We start from the raw sequence: 16,882 nt of genomic DNA on the forward strand, positions 1-16,882 counted from the left end.
GAGCTGCCGTAGGCTGCATCTTTTGATCTTGCTTTTCAGGGCGCCGAGTTGGCCGCCTGCGTCTTGTCGAGTTTGACCTCAAAGCCGTATTGCACGGTGGCGAGGTCGGTTCGTTGATAGGTTTCCACGTGTGTCGGATGGCCGTAAAAGTAGTGCACGCCAAACAATGGCGGGCCGTCGGCCTTCGCGTCGTGGCTGACCGAAAGAATCTGCTTCAAATAGTTGCCGCTGTCGTCCTTGACGAAGAAGCGCCATTCGTTGGCTGGAAACAATTTCAGATCCACCACCAGTGTGTTGTTCTTGATCTCCAGGCCTTTGGGCAGGGACTTGGAGTCATACGTTTGTCTGGCCACCGTAGCGAGGAACAGCGGCATCGAGCCGACCGCGATTGCCGGAGTTTCCGGGAACAGATTCAAGTCGTAGGTAATCGTCGCTTGTAGCGGATCGACCTGATAAGCCTCGGGCGGCAATTCGATCGGCTCATCGAGTTTGCCGTTGTGTTTTTCAGTAAAGAATGTCACCGGGCTTGCACCGGGGCTGAAGTCGTTGCCGAGCAACTCATCGTTGAACGTGCGGCGATGGGAAAACTCGATACGTGCAGCGCTCGGGTCTTCTACCGACTGATGAATACGGATACCGGCTTTCAGCTGTTCTTCCGTCAGGCTCGCGCCTTTGAGCCAGTTCGCGGCCTGATCGTCGTAGACCACCACCGGCAGATCCAGCGGCTGTATGGCTTTTTCGGTGGTGTGCTGGTTGAAGGCGCGGATCGGCAGATCCAGTGTCTTATGGGTCACCGTAGCCGACGAGAAGTCGAGGACACTGACTTCCAGGGTCTCGATCGGGCCGTTGAAGTAGACCTTGTTGTAGCGTCGCGGATGTTGTTGTTCGAAGGTCTGCTGATCGTTGGTCAGCTGTGTTTCCAGCGCTTCGCTCCAGCTCTTCTGCTGTTGCAGGTGCGCCAGTTGTTTTTCGTAGAAGGCCACTTGCTCCGGACTCTCGTTGATCGAGCCGGCGCGCACCAGGTATTGCCCGGTGTTGTCGCGGGCCTGCACGATCAGCGGATTGAGTGGAGTGCTGGCCACTTCCGCAGCCAGGGGCAGGCTGTTGCTGACCTCGACTTCGGCGTAATTCTTTTCAAGCTTGAGCAGTTTGACGCTGAGATTGTCGTTGGTGCGGGTCTGACCGAGATCCTTTTTCGTCAGGTCGAAACTGTACAGGCGCCGCGGTGCGATGACTTCGACTTGACCTTGCAGGCTGACCGGTTGCGGCTGGGTCTTCTTGTCGACATCCAGGCCCTCGATGAACGGGTATGTCACGGTCAGGTCATCGGGGTTGGTGACGTTGGAGCTGGACGGACTGAGCTGAATGCCGGGATCGGTTTCCGACCATTCCGGCTGCCAGGCAATCACGCGTTTGTTGCTCAGCGTCACTGATCGCCATTCCACGCCATGCGGGAACAGGAAGCCGCCGGGTGTATTGAGAATGAACGGAAATACCGGTTGCAAGTCGGTGAGGTAATCAGAGCTGGCATCCTTGTGCAGGACAAACAGGCCGTTGATAAACGTGTCGACCAGCGCCTGCGGGGTAGGGTAGTGCTTGAGTACGCCAAGGGCGTCTTCGCCGTACTCGATACGCATCGCAATGCCGTCGAGTTTCTGTTGTGCACGTTCGAGCAACAGCAGCGAGCCACCGAGTTCGCTGACGGCGTCCTTGAGCTTTGGATCGCTGATGGTGTCGAGCGACTGTTCAAACTTTGCAGTCTTTTCTTCGAGATTCAGCGCGTGCTTCTCTTCACCCGGAGAGCAACCGCCGAGCAGCATGGCCAAGCAAATTCCGATAGTCGTTAACGGCAATCGCACATCCATTTCCACACGTCCTGTCCACTGTCGCTGGGCTGTCAATGGTTTGGACACTAGCAGAAAAAAAATGACACACACACGCAGGTGACGGATTTGCGGGCGGTTTCTGGCTGTCATCGGTGGCTGGTATACTCGCCGCCATTTCCAGCCCCCTGTGTGAGAATCAATGGAACGCTTTATCGAAAACGCAATGTACGCCTCGCGCTGGCTGCTGGCGCCGATCTATATCGGGCTGTCCCTCGGGCTGCTGGCGCTGGCACTGAAATTTTTCCAGGAAATCATTCATATTCTGCCCAACGTATTCGCGATGGCCGAGTCGGAACTGATTCTGGTGCTGCTGTCGTTGATCGATATGGCGCTGGTCGGCGGCCTGCTGGTAATGGTGATGATTTCCGGCTACGAGAACTTCGTCTCTGAACTGAACATCGATGAAGGCAAGGAAAAGCTCAGCTGGCTCGGCACCATGGACTCTTCGTCACTGAAGATGAAAGTAGCCGCCTCGATCGTGGCGATCTCCTCGATCCACTTGCTGCGCATCTTCATGGATGCCAAAAACGTCGATCCCGAGCATTTGATGTGGTACGTGATCATCCACATGACCTTCGTCGTTTCGGCGTTCGCCATGGGTTACCTGGACAAGGTCACCAAGCACTGATCAACCGTTGATCGTCGCAAAAACACCGCCCGTCTGTTGTGAAACAGACGGGCGGTGTCGTTTGTGGCTTGTGCTTTAACGCGCGCGGGCATATCCCTGTAGACGTCCTGACTCGTCACTGCACGAGGTGCGTTCATGAACCTGCAAGAGCTGAATGTGTTTGCCATCGCCAGGAAGGTCGATGAGTTGAATCTGATTTCCATGGAAGGCGGGATCTATCTGCTCGAAGCGCGGATGCACGGGGCGGCGTATCCGTTGAGTGATCTCAAGGGCAATATGCTCACGCTGCGTTCGGTGGAGCATGCGCGGGATTTGCTGCATAACTTTCCGGTGCTGCCATTCAACCTCGTACACACCTCGGTACACGATGAAATGTGTGGCCTGGGCCCGAGCAGCGAGGAAAGCCTGAAAGTGCCGCTGGCCTGGCGCTCGGCCCTGTAGTCCTTGCGCTCCATCGCCTGGGCATCTGTGCTAGTCTGCTCGCCCTTTTGGTTCCGGGCGCGCCGGGACGCGCTGTGCACGCACGGCAAGTCTTGTGGCCGTCCGCACAGCGGAGCAGTGTCATGTCCGAAGTAAATCTGTCCACCGACGAAACCCGCGTCAGCTACGGTATCGGCCGTCAGCTGGGTGATCAGCTGCGCGACAACCCGCCACCTGGCGTTAGCCTGGACGCGATCCTGGCTGGCCTGACCGACGCGTTCGCCGGTAAGGAAAGCCGTGTTGGCCAGGAAGAAATGTCCGCCAGCTTCAAGGTTATCCGCGAAATCATGCAAGCCGAAGCCGCTGCCAAAGCTGAAGCCGCTGCTGGCGAAGGCCTGGCCTTCCTGGCTGAAAACGCCAAGCGTGACGGCATCACCACCTTGGCTTCCGGCCTGCAATTCGAAGTGCTGACTCAGGGCGAAGGCGCCAAGCCGACCCGTGAAGATCAAGTACGTACTCACTACCACGGCACCCTGATCGACGGCACTGTGTTCGACAGCTCCTACGAGCGTGGCCAGCCTGCAGAATTCCCGGTTGGCGGCGTGATCGCTGGCTGGACCGAAGCCCTGCAACTGATGAATGCCGGCAGCAAATGGCGCCTGTACGTGCCGAGCGAACTGGCTTACGGCGCTCAAGGCGTTGGCAGCATCCCGCCGCACAGCGTTCTGGTATTCGACGTCGAGCTGCTGGACGTTCTGTAAGACCGGGCCTGCCTTGATGGCGGGCTAATGTAGGAGTGAGCCTGCTCCGGGCGGCGATCCGACGATGGCGGTGTAACAGACAACAAATGTGTTGGATGTTAATCAGTCTTCGCGAGCAGGCTCACTCCTACAGTTTTTACCGAGTTTCATATTTCTATCTTGTGATGCAGTTCACTGGTCGGGCGCAAGGCCCGGGCATAGCAGAACAGGAACAGATTGCGCACCAGCTCCTTGAGCACCAATGGCTCGCTGGAATTCAGGCTGCTGACGTCCAGATCCCCTTGATCCTGCAGTTCATGCAAGGCTTCTTCTTCAAGCACCGCACAGACTTCACCGGTCTCCCGATGGAGGATTCTGAGGTAAGGGTGTGGGCGATCCAGCCAGGCGTCGATCAGATAAGTCATGGTTCTCATCTCCATTGAATGTGTTTGATGAGAATAATTCTTATTATCTAAATAGCAAGTGCCTATTGGCAGATACTGAATTTTTCCGGGTAAAGATTGCGTAAGGTCAAGACGGCTGGCGTTTGGCTATTGCGCGGTTTTATTGAGGCAGAGCGGAGAGGGTGAAGCACCATCCCACGGCTGGCGCGGGATGGATGACAACAGATTCAGACCTTTCTGACGAACTCGGATTTGAGCTTCATCGGGCCGATGCCGTCGATCTTGCAATCAATGTCGTGGTCGCCATCGCACAGGCGGATGTTCTTGACCTTGGTGCCGACCTTGACCACCAGCGAGGTGCCCTTGACCTTGAGGTCCTTGATCACGGTGATGGTGTCGCCGTCCTGCAGGACGTTGCCGACCGAATCTTTCTTCACGGCATCATCGGACGCCACTTCGGCTTCGCCATTGGCGGACCACTCGTGGGCGCACTCCGGGCACACCAGTTGGCTACCGTCTTCATAGGTGAATTCGGAATTGCATTTCGGGCAGGGTGGCAACGTGCTCACTAAGGCTCCTTGGGATGTGGATCGCTAAAAGTCGCACATTGTATAGGGTTTTAGCTTTTCAGGCAGTCAAAAGCAAAAATCGCAGCCCCGACAGCCCCTGTAGGAGCTGCCGAAGGCTGCGATCTTTTGATCTTGCTATAGCGATATCAGTGCGTACGGGCGACCGCAAACTCACTCAGTTCAACCAGCGCATCCCGATATTCACTAGCCGGCAGTGCCTCAAGGCACTTGATCGCACGGGCCACGTAATCACGGGCCAGTTGCGCGGTGTACTCCAGCGAACCGGAGGCTTCCACAGCAATGCGGATGCTTTCCAGGTCTTCGATGCCGCCTTTCTGAATCGCCTGACGCACCAGTGCAGCCTGTTCGGCCGTACCTTCGCGCATGGTGTAGATCAACGGCAGGGTCGGCTTGCCTTCGGCCAGATCGTCGCCGACGTTCTTGCCCAGGGTTTCCGCATCGCCCTTGTAGTCGAGCAAGTCGTCGACCAGTTGGAACGCCACGCCCAGGTGATCGCCAAAGGTGCGCAGGGCTTCAGCCTGTTCCGGCGTTGCCTGGCACAGGGCTGCGGCGCTGTGGGTCGAAGCCTCGAAGAGCATCGCGGTCTTGCCGCGGATGACTTCCATATAGGTTTCTTCGGTGGTGCTGGCGTCACGTACCTTGGACAGCTGCAACACTTCGCCTTCGGCGATGATGCGCGTGGCCTGGGACAGGATCTTCATCACCGGCATCGAGCCCAGTTCGACCATCATTTCGAACGAGCGCGAGTACAGGAAGTCGCCGACCAGCACGCTTGGAGCATTGCCCCACATGGCGTTGGCGGTCGAGCGGCCTCGGCGCATGCCGGACATGTCGACCACATCGTCATGCAGCAAGGTTGCGGTGTGCAGGAATTCGATGGTCGCGGCGAGCAGACGCAGATCGTCGCCTTCACGACCCAGAGCCTTGCCACACAGCAACACTAATAAAGGACGCAGGCGTTTGCCGCCGGCCGACGTGATGTAATCGCCGATTTTCGATACCAGCGGCACTCGGGAAGTCAGCTGCTTCTTGATGATGCCGTCGACGGCGCTAAAATCGTCCGCCACCGCGCGGTAGAAAGCTTGGGGTTGCATCAGCGAGAGTCGCTCCAGAAGGGTTGCGCGGCATGCTAGGACCCACATCCAGACCTGTCAAGGCGCGATGGACGGCTACTTGCGTGACTGTCGTGGCTTGCGTACAATCGCGCACCCTGAACTTCCTGGGCAGCACCTGCCTTACGCAATTGCAAGCGGGCCTTCCAGCCCCATGCAGCCATGCCAGCCAATACCTCTTCTTATAAAGAGCTGGGTGAGCAGGATTATCGGAGAAATACCATGTCTTATGCAGTAATCGTTACTGGCGGCAAGCAGTACAAAGTCGCCCCAGGTGAATACCTGAAGATCGAAAAACTGGAAATCGCTACCGGCGAATCCGTTACCTTTGATCGCGTTCTGTTGGTTGCCAATGGCGACGACGTGAACATCGGCGCTCCAGTTGTTGCTGGCGCTACTGTTGTGGCTGAAGTGATCTCCCAAGGTCGTCACGATAAAGTCCGCATCATCAAGTTCCGTCGTCGTAAGCACCACATGAAGCGTATGGGCCACCGCCAGTGGTACACCGAGATCAAAATCACCGGTATTCAGGCTTAATTTCAGCCTAATTCCTCACTAGGAGAATTGAACTCATGGCACACAAAAAAGCTGGTGGTAGTACCCGTAACGGTCGCGACTCAGAAGCCAAACGCCTTGGCGTCAAGATGTATGGCGGCCAGAAAATCATTCCGGGCAACATCATCGTGCGTCAGCGCGGCACCCAATTCCACGCCGGTTACGGTGTTGGCATGGGTAAAGATCACACCCTCTTCGCTAAAATCGAAGGCGTGATCAAGTTTGAAGTAAAAGGCGCGTTCAACCGCCGTTACGTGAGCGTTGTCGCAGCTTAATTGCGCAATCGCTGGAAAAGCCCTGTCTCGCGACGGGGCTTTTTCGTTTGTGGGGTGAGTCTCTTGCAAAACTGTTTGTATGGGCTGTCGGCGTACGATGTAGGTCGTGGATGGGGTCGCTGCGCTCATTTTTGCAAGAGTCTTATGTCTTGATTGTTTTTCGGCTCGTCCGTACGGCGAGAGGCGTTGGTTATGAAGTTTGTTGATGAAGTATCGATTCGCGTAAAGGCTGGTGATGGCGGCAATGGCGCCATGAGTTTCCGTCGGGAAAAATTCATCGAAAATGGTGGCCCGAACGGTGGTGATGGCGGTGACGGCGGTTCCATCTACATGATGGCTGACGAAAACCTCAACACCCTGGTCGACTACCGTTACACCCGGCATTTCGATGCCGAGCGTGGCTCCAACGGTGGCAGCACCGACTGCACTGGCAAGAAAGGTGAAGACCTGATCCTGCGTGTGCCGGTGGGCACCACGGTGATCGACTCCGCTACCCAGGAAGTCATCGGCGACCTGACCAAGGCTGGTCAGAAACTGATGGTTGTACAGGGTGGCTGGCACGGTCTGGGTAACACCCGATTCAAATCCAGTACCAACCGTGCGCCGCGTCAGACCACTCCGGGTAAGCCGGGTGAGCAGCGCGATCTGAAACTGGAAATGAAAGTGCTGGCTGACGTCGGTCTGCTGGGCTTGCCGAACGCTGGTAAAAGTACCTTTATCCGTTCGGTATCGGCCGCCAAGCCGAAAGTCGCTGACTACCCGTTCACCACGCTGGTGCCGAACCTCGGTGTGGTCAGCGTCGATCGCTGGAAGAGTTTCGTCGTCGCGGATATCCCGGGTCTGATCGAAGGCGCTTCCGACGGTGCCGGCCTTGGCATTCGCTTCCTCAAGCACTTGGCGCGTACGCGTCTGCTGCTGCACCTCGTCGACATGGCGCCGCTGGATGATTCCAGTGCGCCTGATGCTGCCGAAGTGATCGTCAACGAGCTGATCAAATTCAGCCCGTCCCTGGCGGAGCGTGATCGCTGGCTGGTGCTGAACAAGTGCGACCAGATCCTCGAAGAGGACCACGAAGAGCGCGTCAAGGAAATCGTTGATCGCCTGGAGTGGACGGGTCCGGTCTACGTGATCTCGGCCATCGCCAAGATTGGTACCGAGCGTCTGTGCCACGACATCATGCGTTATATGGAGGATCGTGCCGATCGCCTGGCCGCAGATCCTGCGTACAAGGAAGAGCTGGCTGACCTCGATCAGCGCATCGAAGACGAAGCTCGCGCGCAGCTGCAGGCGCTGGATGACAAGCGTGCCCTGCGTCGCAGTGGCGTGAAGTCGGTCCATGACATCGGTGACGATGACTGGGACGAAGAAGATGTGGATGACGAAGACGGTCCGGAAATCATTTACGTGCGTGACTGATCTGTTGCGATAAACTTGAACGCCGCTCAATCGAGCGGCGTTTTAGTATCTGGAAATCGATCGTTGGTCGGCAATAGTCAAGAATAACGTCACGGGCGGCGCTGGGTCGCGCAGCCCTCAAGCTAAGGTTGAAGATGATGCGGAGCAAGGTGACAGGTGCGCAGCGTTGGGTCGTGAAGATCGGCAGCGCTTTGCTGACGGCTGACGGCAAAGGGCTGGATCGTGCGGCAATGAGTGTCTGGGTCGAGCAGATGGTGGCCCTGCATGAGGCGGGCGTCGAGTTGGTGCTGGTGTCCTCGGGGGCAGTGGCGGCCGGCATGAGCCGTTTGGGTTGGACCGCACGACCCAGTGCGATGCATGAGCTCCAGGCGGCTGCGGCAATTGGTCAGATGGGCTTGGTGCAGGCGTGGGAATCGAGCTTCGCCGAGCATGGCCGGCACACTGCACAGATTCTCCTGACCCACGACGACTTGTCCGACCGCAAGCGCTACCTGAATGCTCGCAGCACTCTGCGCGCACTGGTCGAGCTGAAAGTCATCCCGGTGATCAACGAAAACGACACCGTAGTCACCGACGAAATCCGATTCGGCGACAACGATACGCTGGCGGCGCTGGTGGCCAACCTGGTCGAGGCTGATCTGCTGGTGATCCTTACTGATCGCGACGGCATGTTCGACGCTGATCCGCGTAATAACCCCGATGCGCAGATGATTTACGAAGCGCGCGCCGATGATCCTGCGCTCGACGCGGTGGCGGGCGGTACGGGTGGTGCGCTGGGGCGTGGCGGCATGCAGACCAAATTGCGCGCGGCGCGGCTGGCGGCGCGTTCCGGTGCGCACACGATTATTGTCGGTGGGCGTCTTGAGCGTGTGCTTGATCGCCTGAAGGCGGGTGAGCGCATTGGCACATTGTTGTCGCCTGAGCGCGGCATGCTCGCGGCGCGCAAGCAATGGCTGGCCGGGCATCTGCAAACCCGTGGCACGCTGGTGTTGGATGAGGGTGCTGTTTCGGCATTGTCCAAGGGCAACAAAAGTCTGCTGCCTGTAGGCGTCAAACTGGTTCAGGGCAGCTTCCGTCGCGGCGAAATGGTGGTCTGCGTGGCGCCGGATGGTCGTGAGATCGCGCGTGGCCTGGCCAATTACAGCGCGCTGGAAGCGCAGAAAATTATCGGTCAGTCGTCGGATGCGATTGTCGGTGTGCTCGGTTACATGGCGGAGCCGGAACTGGTTCACCGTGACAACCTGATTCTCGTTTAAGGAAAACTCGATGCGTTTAGCGAAAGGATTGTTGGGCTTGCTGATGGCGATGCCATTGCTGGCTTCGGCCGAAGAGATCGGTCAGGTGTCGACGGTGTTCAAGTTTGTCGGGCCGAATGACCGTATTGTCGTTGAGGCTTTCGATGATCCTAAAGTCGAAGGCGTGACCTGCTACCTGTCGCGCGCCAAGACTGGCGGAGTGAAGGGCGGTCTGGGCCTGGCCGAGGATCGTGCCGAAGCCTCGATCGCTTGCCGTCAGGTCGGCCCGATCAAGTTCAAGGGCGAGCTGAAGGATGGTGATGAGGTGTTCAAGGAGCGCACTTCGCTGGTATTCAAAACCATGCAGGTGGTGCGTTTCCTCGACAAGAAACGCAACACGCTGGTGTATCTGGTCTACAGCGACCGCTTGATCGAAGGCAGTCCGCAGAATGCCGTGACCGCCATCCCGATCCTGCCATGGGTACCCGTCCAGCAATAACACTGCAAATCCAACTGTAGGAGTGAGCCTGCTCGCGATGGCGGTATGTCAGTCAATATTGCATCGACTGACACGCCGCCATCGCGAGCAGGCTCACTCCTACATTTTTTTGCGCTGGATTTGTTAAATCACAGGCAATAAAAAACCGACCCTAAGGTCGGTTTTTTAATGACTACGTCGATTAAGCAGCTTCTTTCAGCGCTTTAACGTGGCCATTCAGACGGCTCTTATGACGAGCAGCCTTGTTCTTGTGGATGATGCCTTTATCGGCCATACGGTCGATAACTGGCACAGCCAGAACGTATGCAGCTTGAGCTTTTTCAGCGTCTTTTGCGTCGATGGCTTTAACTACATTCTTGATGTAGGTGCGAACCATGGAACGCAGGCTGGCGTTGTGGCTGCGACGCTTCTCAGCCTGTTTTGCACGTTTTTTGGCGGAAGGTGAGTTGGCCACCGTCGAGCTCCTCGAAAGACTTTTTAGGAAATAGCAAACAAAATAGGCCGCGAATCATGCCGATGAAGAGAAGTCTTGTCAAGGGCACTTGAAACGTTCCGCTAAGTGGTAGGTATAAAGAGGCGGGATATTTATTTCCGGCGCTTGACCTGTAAACTCGCGAGCTTTGGCTCTGTGCTGCTGCGGCGCGGAGTATCGCACAAGTAGGCGCTTTGTTCGCCTGCTGTTTATCGACAGGCACAAATTCCCTCAATGAATCTGCTCAAATCGTTGGCCGCCGTCAGCTCTATCACGATGCTTTCCCGGGTTCTGGGGTTTGTTCGTGACACGCTGATTGCTCGTACATTTGGTGCCGGGATGGCGACGGACGCCTTCTTTATCGCCTTCAAGTTGCCCAATCTGCTGCGAAGAATCTTTGCCGAGGGCGCTTTCTCCCAAGCATTTGTGCCGATTCTTGCGGAATACAAAAGTCAGCAGGGTGAGGAAGCGACGCGTACGTTCATTGCTTACGTGTCAGGTTTGCTGACGCTGGTATTGGCGGTGGTGACCGCGCTGGGCATGATCGCCGCACCTTGGGTGATCTGGGCAACGGCTCCGGGCTTTACCGATACGCCGGAAAAATTCCAGCTCACCTCGGACCTGCTGCGGGTGACCTTCCCCTATATATTGCTCATCTCGCTGTCCTCGCTAGCGGGCGCGATTCTCAATACCTGGAACCGTTTCTCGGTGCCGGCCTTCGTGCCGACCCTGCTCAACGTCAGCATGATCGTATTTGCGCTGTTCCTCACGCCGTACTTCGATCCACCGGTCATGGCCCTCGGCTGGGCGGTGTTGGTCGGTGGCCTGGCGCAATTGCTCTATCAACTGCCGCACCTGAAAAAGATCGGCATGCTGGTGCTGCCACGTCTTAACCTGCGTGATACCGGCGTGTGGCGCGTGATGAAGCAAATGCTGCCGGCGATTCTTGGTGTGTCGGTCAGCCAGATTTCCCTGATCATCAACACCATCTTCGCCTCGTTTCTGGTCGCAGGCTCGGTATCGTGGATGTATTACGCCGACCGTTTGATGGAATTGCCTTCCGGGGTGTTGGGCGTGGCGTTGGGCACGATTCTGCTGCCTACGCTGGCGAAAACCTATGCGAGCAAGGATCGTCACGAGTATTCGCGGATTCTCGATTGGGGCCTGCGTCTGTGCTTTGTGCTGGTGCTGCCGTGTGCGCTGGCGCTGGGGATTCTCGCCGAGCCGCTGACCGTTTCACTGTTTCAGTACGGTCAGTTCAGTGGCTTCGATGCCGAAATGACTCAGCGCGCGCTGATTGCCTATTCTGTCGGGCTACTCGGCATTATCGTGATCAAAGTGTTGGCGCCGGGCTTTTATGCGCAACAGAACATCCGAACCCCGGTGAAAATCGCAATCTTCACGCTGGTGGTTACTCAGTTGTTCAACCTGGTGCTGATCGGTCCGCTGGCTCACGCCGGTCTGGCCCTGGCAATCAGTGCCGGTGCCTGCCTGAACGCCGGATTGCTGTTCTATCAACTGCGCAAGCAGCAGATGTATCAGCCGCAGCCGGGCTGGGCCAAATTCGGCTTCAAACTGGTGGTCGCAGTGGCGGTGATGTCGGCAGTGCTGCTGATCGGCATGCATTTCATGCCCGCGTGGGATCAAGGGCACATGCTTGAGCGCTTCCTGCGTCTGGGCGCACTGGTCGCGGCGGGCGTGGTGGCTTATTTCGGTATGTTGCTGCTGCTTGGTTTCCGCCTGCGCGACTTCAATCGCAAGGCCTTGAGCTAAGGTTTTTGCCTTTATAAACGGGCGCGGGCCGGCAGTTTTGTCGGCTCGATCACTTTGCGTTACGGTGTTGCCTGTCGTCGACCGTCGGGTGTGGTTATAATCGACCACTTTATGAGCAAGAAGCGCGTTATGCAGCTGGTTCGAGGCCTCCACAACTTGCGCCCCCAGCATCGGGGCTGCGTCGCCACTATTGGCAACTTTGACGGTGTTCACCGTGGTCACCAGGCTATCCTGGCCCGACTGCGTGAGCGTGCGCTCGAGTTGGGCGTACCCAGCTGCGTGGTGATTTTCGAGCCGCAGCCACGGGAATTCTTTGCCCCCGAGACTGCGCCGGCGCGTCTGGCACGGTTGCGCGACAAACTGCAACTGCTGGCCGCCGAAGGCGTTGACCGGGTGTTGTGCCTGGCCTTCAACCAGCGCCTGAGCAAGCTCAGCGCCAGTGAATTCGTCGATACCATTCTCGTTGATGGTCTTGGCGTGCAGCATCTTGAGGTTGGTGACGATTTCCGTTTTGGCTGCGACCGCCTCGGCGATTTCGACTTCCTGTTGCAGGCCGGGCAGATGCGCGGTTTTACCGTTGAAGCGGCACAAACCGTCGAGCTGGACGGCATTCGCGTCAGCAGCACACAAGTGCGTAACGCCTTGGCCGCTGCCGACTTTGCCTTGGCCGAACGTTTGCTCGGCCGCCCGTACCGGATCGCCGGTCGCGTGCTGCACGGCCAGAAGCTGGCCCGGCAACTGGGTACGCCCACTGCCAATATTCAACTCAAGCGTCGTCGCGTGCCGTTCACCGGGGTCTATCTGGTGGATGTCGATATCGACGGCAAGACCTGGCCCGGCGTCGCCAATATCGGCGTACGGCCCACGGTGCAAGGTGATGGCAAGGCCCACCTTGAAGTTCATCTTCTAGATTTTGCCGGCGATCTGTATGACCGGCGTTTGACGGTGGTTTTCCACCAAAAGCTGCGTGAAGAGCAGCGCTTCGCCTCCCTGGAGGCATTGAAAACGGCGATCAATGCGGATGTCGCCACCGCCCGTGCACTAGCCGCACCTAGCGCCCATCGCTAATGAAGAGCCTTAAATGACCGACTATAAAGCCACGCTTAACCTTCCGGACACCGCCTTCCCAATGAAGGCCGGCCTGCCACAGCGCGAACCGCAGATTCTGCAGCGCTGGGACAGTATTGGCCTGTACGGAAAGTTGCGCGAGATTGGCAAGGATCGTCCGAAGTTCGTTCTGCATGACGGCCCTCCGTATGCCAACGGCACGATCCACATCGGTCACGCACTGAACAAGATTCTCAAGGACATGATCATCCGCTCGAAGACCCTGTCGGGCTTCGACGCGCCGTATGTTCCGGGTTGGGACTGCCACGGCCTGCCGATCGAGCACAAGGTTGAAGTGACCCATGGCAAAAACCTCGGCGCGGATAAAACCCGCGAACTGTGCCGTGCCTACGCCACCGAGCAGATCGAAGGGCAGAAGTCCGAGTTCATCCGTCTCGGCGTGTTGGGTGACTGGGCCAACCCGTACAAGACCATGGATTTCAAGAACGAGGCCGGTGAAATTCGCGCCCTCGCTGAAATCGTCAAGGGCGGTTTCGTGTTCAAGGGCCTCAAGCCGGTGAACTGGTGCTTCGACTGCGGTTCGGCCTTGGCTGAAGCGGAAGTCGAGTACGAGAACAAAAAGTCCTCGACCATCGACGTAGCATTCCCGATCGCTGACGAAGCCAAACTGGCTGCCGCGTTCGGTCTGCCGTCGCTGAGCAAGCCTGCCTCGATCGTGATCTGGACCACCACCCCGTGGACCATCCCGGCCAACCAGGCGCTGAACGTGCACCCGGAATTCAACTACGCGCTGGTCGATGTCGGTGACAAGCTGCTGGTACTGGCCGAAGAGCTGGTCGAAGCCTGCCTGGCGCGCTACGGCGTTGAAGGCTCGGTCATTGCCACCACCACCGGTAAAGAACTTGAGCTGATCAACTTCCGTCACCCGTTCTACGACCGTCTGTCGCCGGTGTACCTGGCTGACTACGTCGAACTGGGCGCTGGCACTGGCGTGGTTCACTCCGCTCCGGCCTACGGCGTGGACGACTTCGTGACCTGCAAGAAATACGGCATGGTCAACGACGACATCCTCAATCCGGTGCAGAGCAACGGCGTATACGTGCCGTCGCTGGAATTCTTCGGCGGCCAGTTCATCTGGAAGGCCAACCCGGCCATCGTCGACAAACTGACCGAAGTCGGTGCGCTGATGCACACCACCGTCATCGAACACAGCTACATGCACTGCTGGCGCCACAAGACCCCGCTGATCTACCGCGCCACCGCGCAGTGGTTCATCGGCATGGACAAAGAGCCAACCAGCGGCGACACCCTGCGTGTGCGCTCGCTCAAAGCCATCGAAGACACCCAGTTCGTGCCGGCCTGGGGCCAGGCGCGTCTGCATTCGATGATCGCCAACCGTCCGGACTGGTGCATCTCGCGTCAGCGCAACTGGGGCGTGCCGATCCCGTTCTTCCTCAACAAGGAAAGCGGCGAGCTGCACCCACGCACCGTTGAACTGATGGAAGAAGTCGCCAAGCGCGTTGAAGTCGAAGGCATCGAAGCCTGGTTCAAGATGGACGCTGCCGAACTGCTCGGCGACGAAGCGCCGCTGTACGACAAGATCAGCGACACCCTCGACGTCTGGTTCGATTCGGGTACCACGCACTGGCACGTCCTGCGCGGTTCGCACCCGATGGGTCACGAAAGCGGCCCGCGTGCCGACCTGTACCTGGAAGGTTCCGACCAACACCGTGGCTGGTTCCACTCGTCGTTGCTGACCGGTTGCGCCATCGACAATCACGCGCCGTACCGCGAACTGCTGACCCACGGTTTCACCGTCGACGAAGCCGGCCGCAAGATGTCCAAGTCTTTGGGCAACGTAATCGCGCCGCAGAAAGTCAACGACACCCTGGGCGCTGACATCATGCGTCTGTGGGTCGCTTCGACCGACTACTCCGGTGAGATGGCGGTTTCCGACCAGATTCTGCAGCGCAGTGCGGACGCCTATCGTCGTATCCGTAACACCGCGCGCTTCCTGCTCTCGAACCTGACCGGTTTCAACCCGGCCACCGACATCCTGCCGGCTGAAGAAATGCTCGCGCTGGATCGTTGGGCGGTCGACCGCACCTTGCTGCTGCAACGCGAACTGCAAGAGCACTACGGCGAATACCGTTTCTGGAACGTCTACTCGAAGATCCACAACTTCTGCGTGCAGGAGCTGGGCGGTTTCTACCTCGACATCATCAAGGACCGTCAGTACACCACTGGCGCCAACAGCAAGGCCCGCCGTTCGGCGCAAACCGCGCTGTTCCACATCTCTGAAGCGCTGGTGCGCTGGATCGCGCCGATCCTCGCTTTCACTGCCGATGAACTGTGGGAATACCTGCCGGGCGAGCGTAACGAATCGGTCATGCTCAACACCTGGTACGAAGGTCTGACCGAACTGCCGGCCGACGTTGAACTGGGTCGCGACTACTGGGAGCGCGTAATGGCGGTCAAAGTAGCGGTCAACAAAGAAATGGAAATCCAGCGCGCGGCGAAAGCCGTCGGTGGCAACCTGCAAGCCGAAGTGACGCTGTACGCCGAAGACGCCCTGAGCGCCGATCTGGCCAAGCTGAGCAACGAACTGCGCTTTGTCCTGATCACTTCGACCGCAAGCGTTGCGCCGTTCGTTCAGGCTCCGGCCGATGCGGTTGTGACTGAAGTCAGCGGCCTGAAGCTGAAGATCGTCAAATCGGCCTTCCCGAAATGCGCCCGTTGCTGGCACTGCCGTGAAGACGTCGGCGTAAACCCGGAACATCCGGAAATCTGCGGTCGTTGCGTCGACAACATCAGCGGCGCTGGCGAGGTTCGTCACTATGCCTAATGCCGTTGGCCGTTTCGGACGGTTGAGCTGGCTCTGGTTGAGTTTGCTGGTTCTGGTCATCGACCAGGCCAGCAAGTTCTACTTCGAAGGCAAGCTCGAAATGTATCAACAGATTGTGGTGATCCCTGATTACTTCAGCTGGACCTTGGCCTACAACACCGGCGCTGCCTTCAGCTTCCTGGCCGACAGCTCCGGCTGGCAGCGCTGGCTGTTTGCCCTGATCGCAATTGTGGTCAGCGCCGTGCTGGTGGTCTGGCTCAAGCGCCTGGGCCGCAACGAAACCTGGCTGGCCGTCGCTTTGGCGTTGGTGCTGGGTGGCGCGCTGGGCAATCTGTACGACCGCATTGCCCTCGGCCATGTGATCGATTTCATTCTGGTGCACTGGCAGAACCGCCATCATTTCCCGGCGTTCAACTTCGCCGACAGCGCGATTACCGTTGGCGCGATAATGCTGGCACTGGATATGTTCAAAACCAAGAAAACCGAAGAGGCCGTTCATGACTGATCAGGTATTGGCTGAGCAACGCATTGGCCAGAACACGGAAGTCACTTTGCACTTTGCATTGCGCCTGGAGAACGGCGACACCGTCGACAGTACGTTCGACAAAGCCCCGGCGACCTTCAAGGTCGGCGACGGCAACCTGCTGCCAGGTTTCGAAGCGGCGCTGTTCGGCTTCAAGGCCGGCGACAAGCGCACGCTGACCGTCGAGCCGGAAAACGCCTTCGGCCAGCCGAACCCGCAGAACGTGCAGATCATTCCACGTTCGCAGTTCGTCGATATGGAGTTGTCGCCGGGTTTGCTGGTGATCTTCAACGATGCGGCCAATACTGAGCTGCCGGGTGTGGTGAAAGAGTTCGACGACACGCAAGTGACCATCGACTTCAACCACCCGCTGTCGGGCAAGACGCTGACCTTTGACGTCGAGATCATCAACGTTAAAGCGATCTAACTGACTCTATAGAG

At 57.9% G+C, this 16,882-nt stretch carries 18 protein-coding genes; 13 read left to right on the plus strand and 5 right to left on the minus strand.

The annotated features are described in order from the left end of the window. Positions 1-35 precede the first annotated feature (35 nt). Entirely contained in the window at positions 36-1,865 is a 1,830-nt protein-coding gene (locus CQ009_RS20000; protein ID WP_105708365.1) for a hypothetical protein, read from the minus strand. Between the two features lie 160 nt (positions 1,866-2,025). Between CQ009_RS20000 and CQ009_RS20005 the strand changes: the two genes are divergently transcribed. The 3 genes from CQ009_RS20005 to CQ009_RS20015 all read left to right on the plus strand — a co-directional run bounded on the left by CQ009_RS20005 (position 2,026) and on the right by CQ009_RS20015 (position 3,695). Further along, complete coding sequence (locus tag CQ009_RS20005; protein WP_064392393.1) at positions 2,026-2,514, plus strand: TIGR00645 family protein; 489 nt, start codon at positions 2,026-2,028, stop codon at positions 2,512-2,514. Between the two features lie 135 nt (positions 2,515-2,649). Continuing rightward, positions 2,650-2,955, plus strand: coding sequence for a DUF6482 family protein (locus tag CQ009_RS20010; protein ID WP_064392395.1), 306 nt, complete (start codon positions 2,650-2,652; stop codon positions 2,953-2,955). Between the two features lie 122 nt (positions 2,956-3,077). Beyond that, a complete protein-coding gene (locus CQ009_RS20015) occupies positions 3,078-3,695 on the plus strand; it encodes an FKBP-type peptidyl-prolyl cis-trans isomerase (RefSeq protein WP_008078561.1) in 618 nt (205 codons plus the stop codon). Positions 3,696-3,841: 146 nt separating this feature from the next. Here CQ009_RS20015 and CQ009_RS20020 read toward each other — a convergent pair whose 3' ends face one another. The 3 genes from CQ009_RS20020 to CQ009_RS20030 all read right to left on the minus strand — a co-directional run bounded on the left by CQ009_RS20020 (position 3,842) and on the right by CQ009_RS20030 (position 5,762). Next, on the minus strand, positions 3,842-4,099 hold the full coding sequence (locus CQ009_RS20020) for a hypothetical protein (protein ID WP_105708368.1): 258 nt from the start codon (positions 4,097-4,099) through the stop codon (positions 3,842-3,844). 206 nt (positions 4,100-4,305) lie between these two features. Then, positions 4,306-4,647, minus strand: a complete 342-nt coding sequence (locus CQ009_RS20025; RefSeq protein ID WP_105708370.1) for a zinc ribbon domain-containing protein YjdM — start codon at positions 4,645-4,647, stop codon at positions 4,306-4,308. Positions 4,648-4,793: 146 nt separating this feature from the next. Next, complete coding sequence (locus CQ009_RS20030) at positions 4,794-5,762, minus strand: polyprenyl synthetase family protein (protein ID WP_064392399.1); 969 nt, start codon at positions 5,760-5,762, stop codon at positions 4,794-4,796. Positions 5,763-6,002: 240 nt separating this feature from the next. On the opposite strand from CQ009_RS20030, the gene rplU reads away from it, so the two are divergent. From rplU to CQ009_RS20055, 5 genes are all read left to right on the plus strand, one after another. Further along, positions 6,003-6,317: a 50S ribosomal protein L21 gene (gene rplU, locus CQ009_RS20035; protein ID WP_003176051.1), complete on the plus strand. Its 315-nt coding sequence runs from the start codon at positions 6,003-6,005 to the stop codon at positions 6,315-6,317. 35 nt (positions 6,318-6,352) lie between these two features. After that, the gene (gene rpmA / locus CQ009_RS20040) at positions 6,353-6,610 is read left to right on the plus strand and encodes a 50S ribosomal protein L27 (protein WP_003176049.1); all 258 of its coding nucleotides are present in this window, start codon (positions 6,353-6,355) and stop codon (positions 6,608-6,610) included. A 192-nt stretch (positions 6,611-6,802) separates the two neighbouring features. Beyond that, positions 6,803-8,026, plus strand: coding sequence for an Obg family GTPase CgtA (gene cgtA / locus CQ009_RS20045; protein ID WP_064392401.1), 1,224 nt, complete (start codon positions 6,803-6,805; stop codon positions 8,024-8,026). Positions 8,027-8,163: 137 nt separating this feature from the next. Next, complete coding sequence (gene proB / locus CQ009_RS20050; protein WP_064392404.1) at positions 8,164-9,282, plus strand: glutamate 5-kinase; 1,119 nt, start codon at positions 8,164-8,166, stop codon at positions 9,280-9,282. A 10-nt stretch (positions 9,283-9,292) separates the two neighbouring features. After that, complete coding sequence (locus tag CQ009_RS20055) at positions 9,293-9,760, plus strand: CreA family protein (RefSeq protein WP_064392406.1); 468 nt, start codon at positions 9,293-9,295, stop codon at positions 9,758-9,760. Between the two features lie 181 nt (positions 9,761-9,941). Here CQ009_RS20055 and rpsT read toward each other — a convergent pair whose 3' ends face one another. Beyond that, on the minus strand, positions 9,942-10,214 hold the full coding sequence (gene rpsT / locus CQ009_RS20060; RefSeq protein WP_003228351.1) for a 30S ribosomal protein S20: 273 nt from the start codon (positions 10,212-10,214) through the stop codon (positions 9,942-9,944). 252 nt (positions 10,215-10,466) lie between these two features. On the opposite strand from rpsT, the gene murJ reads away from it, so the two are divergent. The 5 genes from murJ (at position 10,467) to fkpB (ending at position 16,868) form a co-directional block, all read left to right on the plus strand. Next, positions 10,467-12,005, plus strand: a complete 1,539-nt coding sequence (gene murJ / locus CQ009_RS20070; RefSeq protein WP_064392408.1) for a murein biosynthesis integral membrane protein MurJ — start codon at positions 10,467-10,469, stop codon at positions 12,003-12,005. Positions 12,006-12,134: 129 nt separating this feature from the next. Continuing rightward, positions 12,135-13,073, plus strand: coding sequence for a bifunctional riboflavin kinase/FAD synthetase (ribF, locus tag CQ009_RS20075; RefSeq protein ID WP_064392410.1), 939 nt, complete (start codon positions 12,135-12,137; stop codon positions 13,071-13,073). A gap of 13 nt (positions 13,074-13,086) precedes the next feature. Next, entirely contained in the window at positions 13,087-15,918 is a 2,832-nt protein-coding gene (gene ileS, locus CQ009_RS20080) for an isoleucine--tRNA ligase (protein WP_105708376.1), read from the plus strand. Further along, positions 15,911-16,423, plus strand: a complete 513-nt coding sequence (gene lspA, locus CQ009_RS20085) for a signal peptidase II (protein ID WP_064392414.1) — start codon at positions 15,911-15,913, stop codon at positions 16,421-16,423. Before ileS ends, lspA begins: the two co-directional genes overlap by 8 nt. A gap of 7 nt (positions 16,424-16,430) precedes the next feature. Beyond that, a complete protein-coding gene (fkpB, locus tag CQ009_RS20090) occupies positions 16,431-16,868 on the plus strand; it encodes an FKBP-type peptidyl-prolyl cis-trans isomerase (protein ID WP_175555644.1) in 438 nt (145 codons plus the stop codon). The last annotated feature ends 14 nt before the right edge of the window (positions 16,869-16,882 follow it).

It is taken from the genome of Pseudomonas sp. MYb2 (assembly GCF_002979955.1).
In the GTDB taxonomy this organism is placed as follows: domain Bacteria; phylum Pseudomonadota; class Gammaproteobacteria; order Pseudomonadales; family Pseudomonadaceae; genus Aquipseudomonas.

What these genes read in the sequence shown, in the direction of transcription:
- CQ009_RS20000 (WP_105708365.1), bottom strand. Translation starts at nt 1,865, where the DNA reads ATGGATGTGCGATTGCCGTTAACGACTATCGGAATTTGCTTGGCCATG.
- CQ009_RS20005 (WP_064392393.1), top strand. Translation starts at nt 2,026, where the DNA reads ATGGAACGCTTTATCGAAAACGCAATGTACGCCTCGCGCTGGCTGCTG.
- CQ009_RS20010 (WP_064392395.1), top strand. Translation starts at nt 2,650, where the DNA reads ATGAACCTGCAAGAGCTGAATGTGTTTGCCATCGCCAGGAAGGTCGAT.
- CQ009_RS20015 (WP_008078561.1), top strand. Translation starts at nt 3,078, where the DNA reads ATGTCCGAAGTAAATCTGTCCACCGACGAAACCCGCGTCAGCTACGGT.
- CQ009_RS20020 (WP_105708368.1), bottom strand. Translation starts at nt 4,099, where the DNA reads ATGACTTATCTGATCGACGCCTGGCTGGATCGCCCACACCCTTACCTC.
- CQ009_RS20030 (WP_064392399.1), bottom strand. Translation starts at nt 5,762, where the DNA reads ATGCAACCCCAAGCTTTCTACCGCGCGGTGGCGGACGATTTTAGCGCC.
- rplU (WP_003176051.1), top strand. Translation starts at nt 6,003, where the DNA reads ATGTCTTATGCAGTAATCGTTACTGGCGGCAAGCAGTACAAAGTCGCC.
- rpmA (WP_003176049.1), top strand. Translation starts at nt 6,353, where the DNA reads ATGGCACACAAAAAAGCTGGTGGTAGTACCCGTAACGGTCGCGACTCA.
- cgtA (WP_064392401.1), top strand. Translation starts at nt 6,803, where the DNA reads ATGAAGTTTGTTGATGAAGTATCGATTCGCGTAAAGGCTGGTGATGGC.
- proB (WP_064392404.1), top strand. Translation starts at nt 8,164, where the DNA reads ATGCGGAGCAAGGTGACAGGTGCGCAGCGTTGGGTCGTGAAGATCGGC.
- CQ009_RS20055 (WP_064392406.1), top strand. Translation starts at nt 9,293, where the DNA reads ATGCGTTTAGCGAAAGGATTGTTGGGCTTGCTGATGGCGATGCCATTG.
- murJ (WP_064392408.1), top strand. Translation starts at nt 10,467, where the DNA reads ATGAATCTGCTCAAATCGTTGGCCGCCGTCAGCTCTATCACGATGCTT.
- ribF (WP_064392410.1), top strand. Translation starts at nt 12,135, where the DNA reads ATGCAGCTGGTTCGAGGCCTCCACAACTTGCGCCCCCAGCATCGGGGC.
- ileS (WP_105708376.1), top strand. Translation starts at nt 13,087, where the DNA reads ATGACCGACTATAAAGCCACGCTTAACCTTCCGGACACCGCCTTCCCA.
- lspA (WP_064392414.1), top strand. Translation starts at nt 15,911, where the DNA reads ATGCCTAATGCCGTTGGCCGTTTCGGACGGTTGAGCTGGCTCTGGTTG.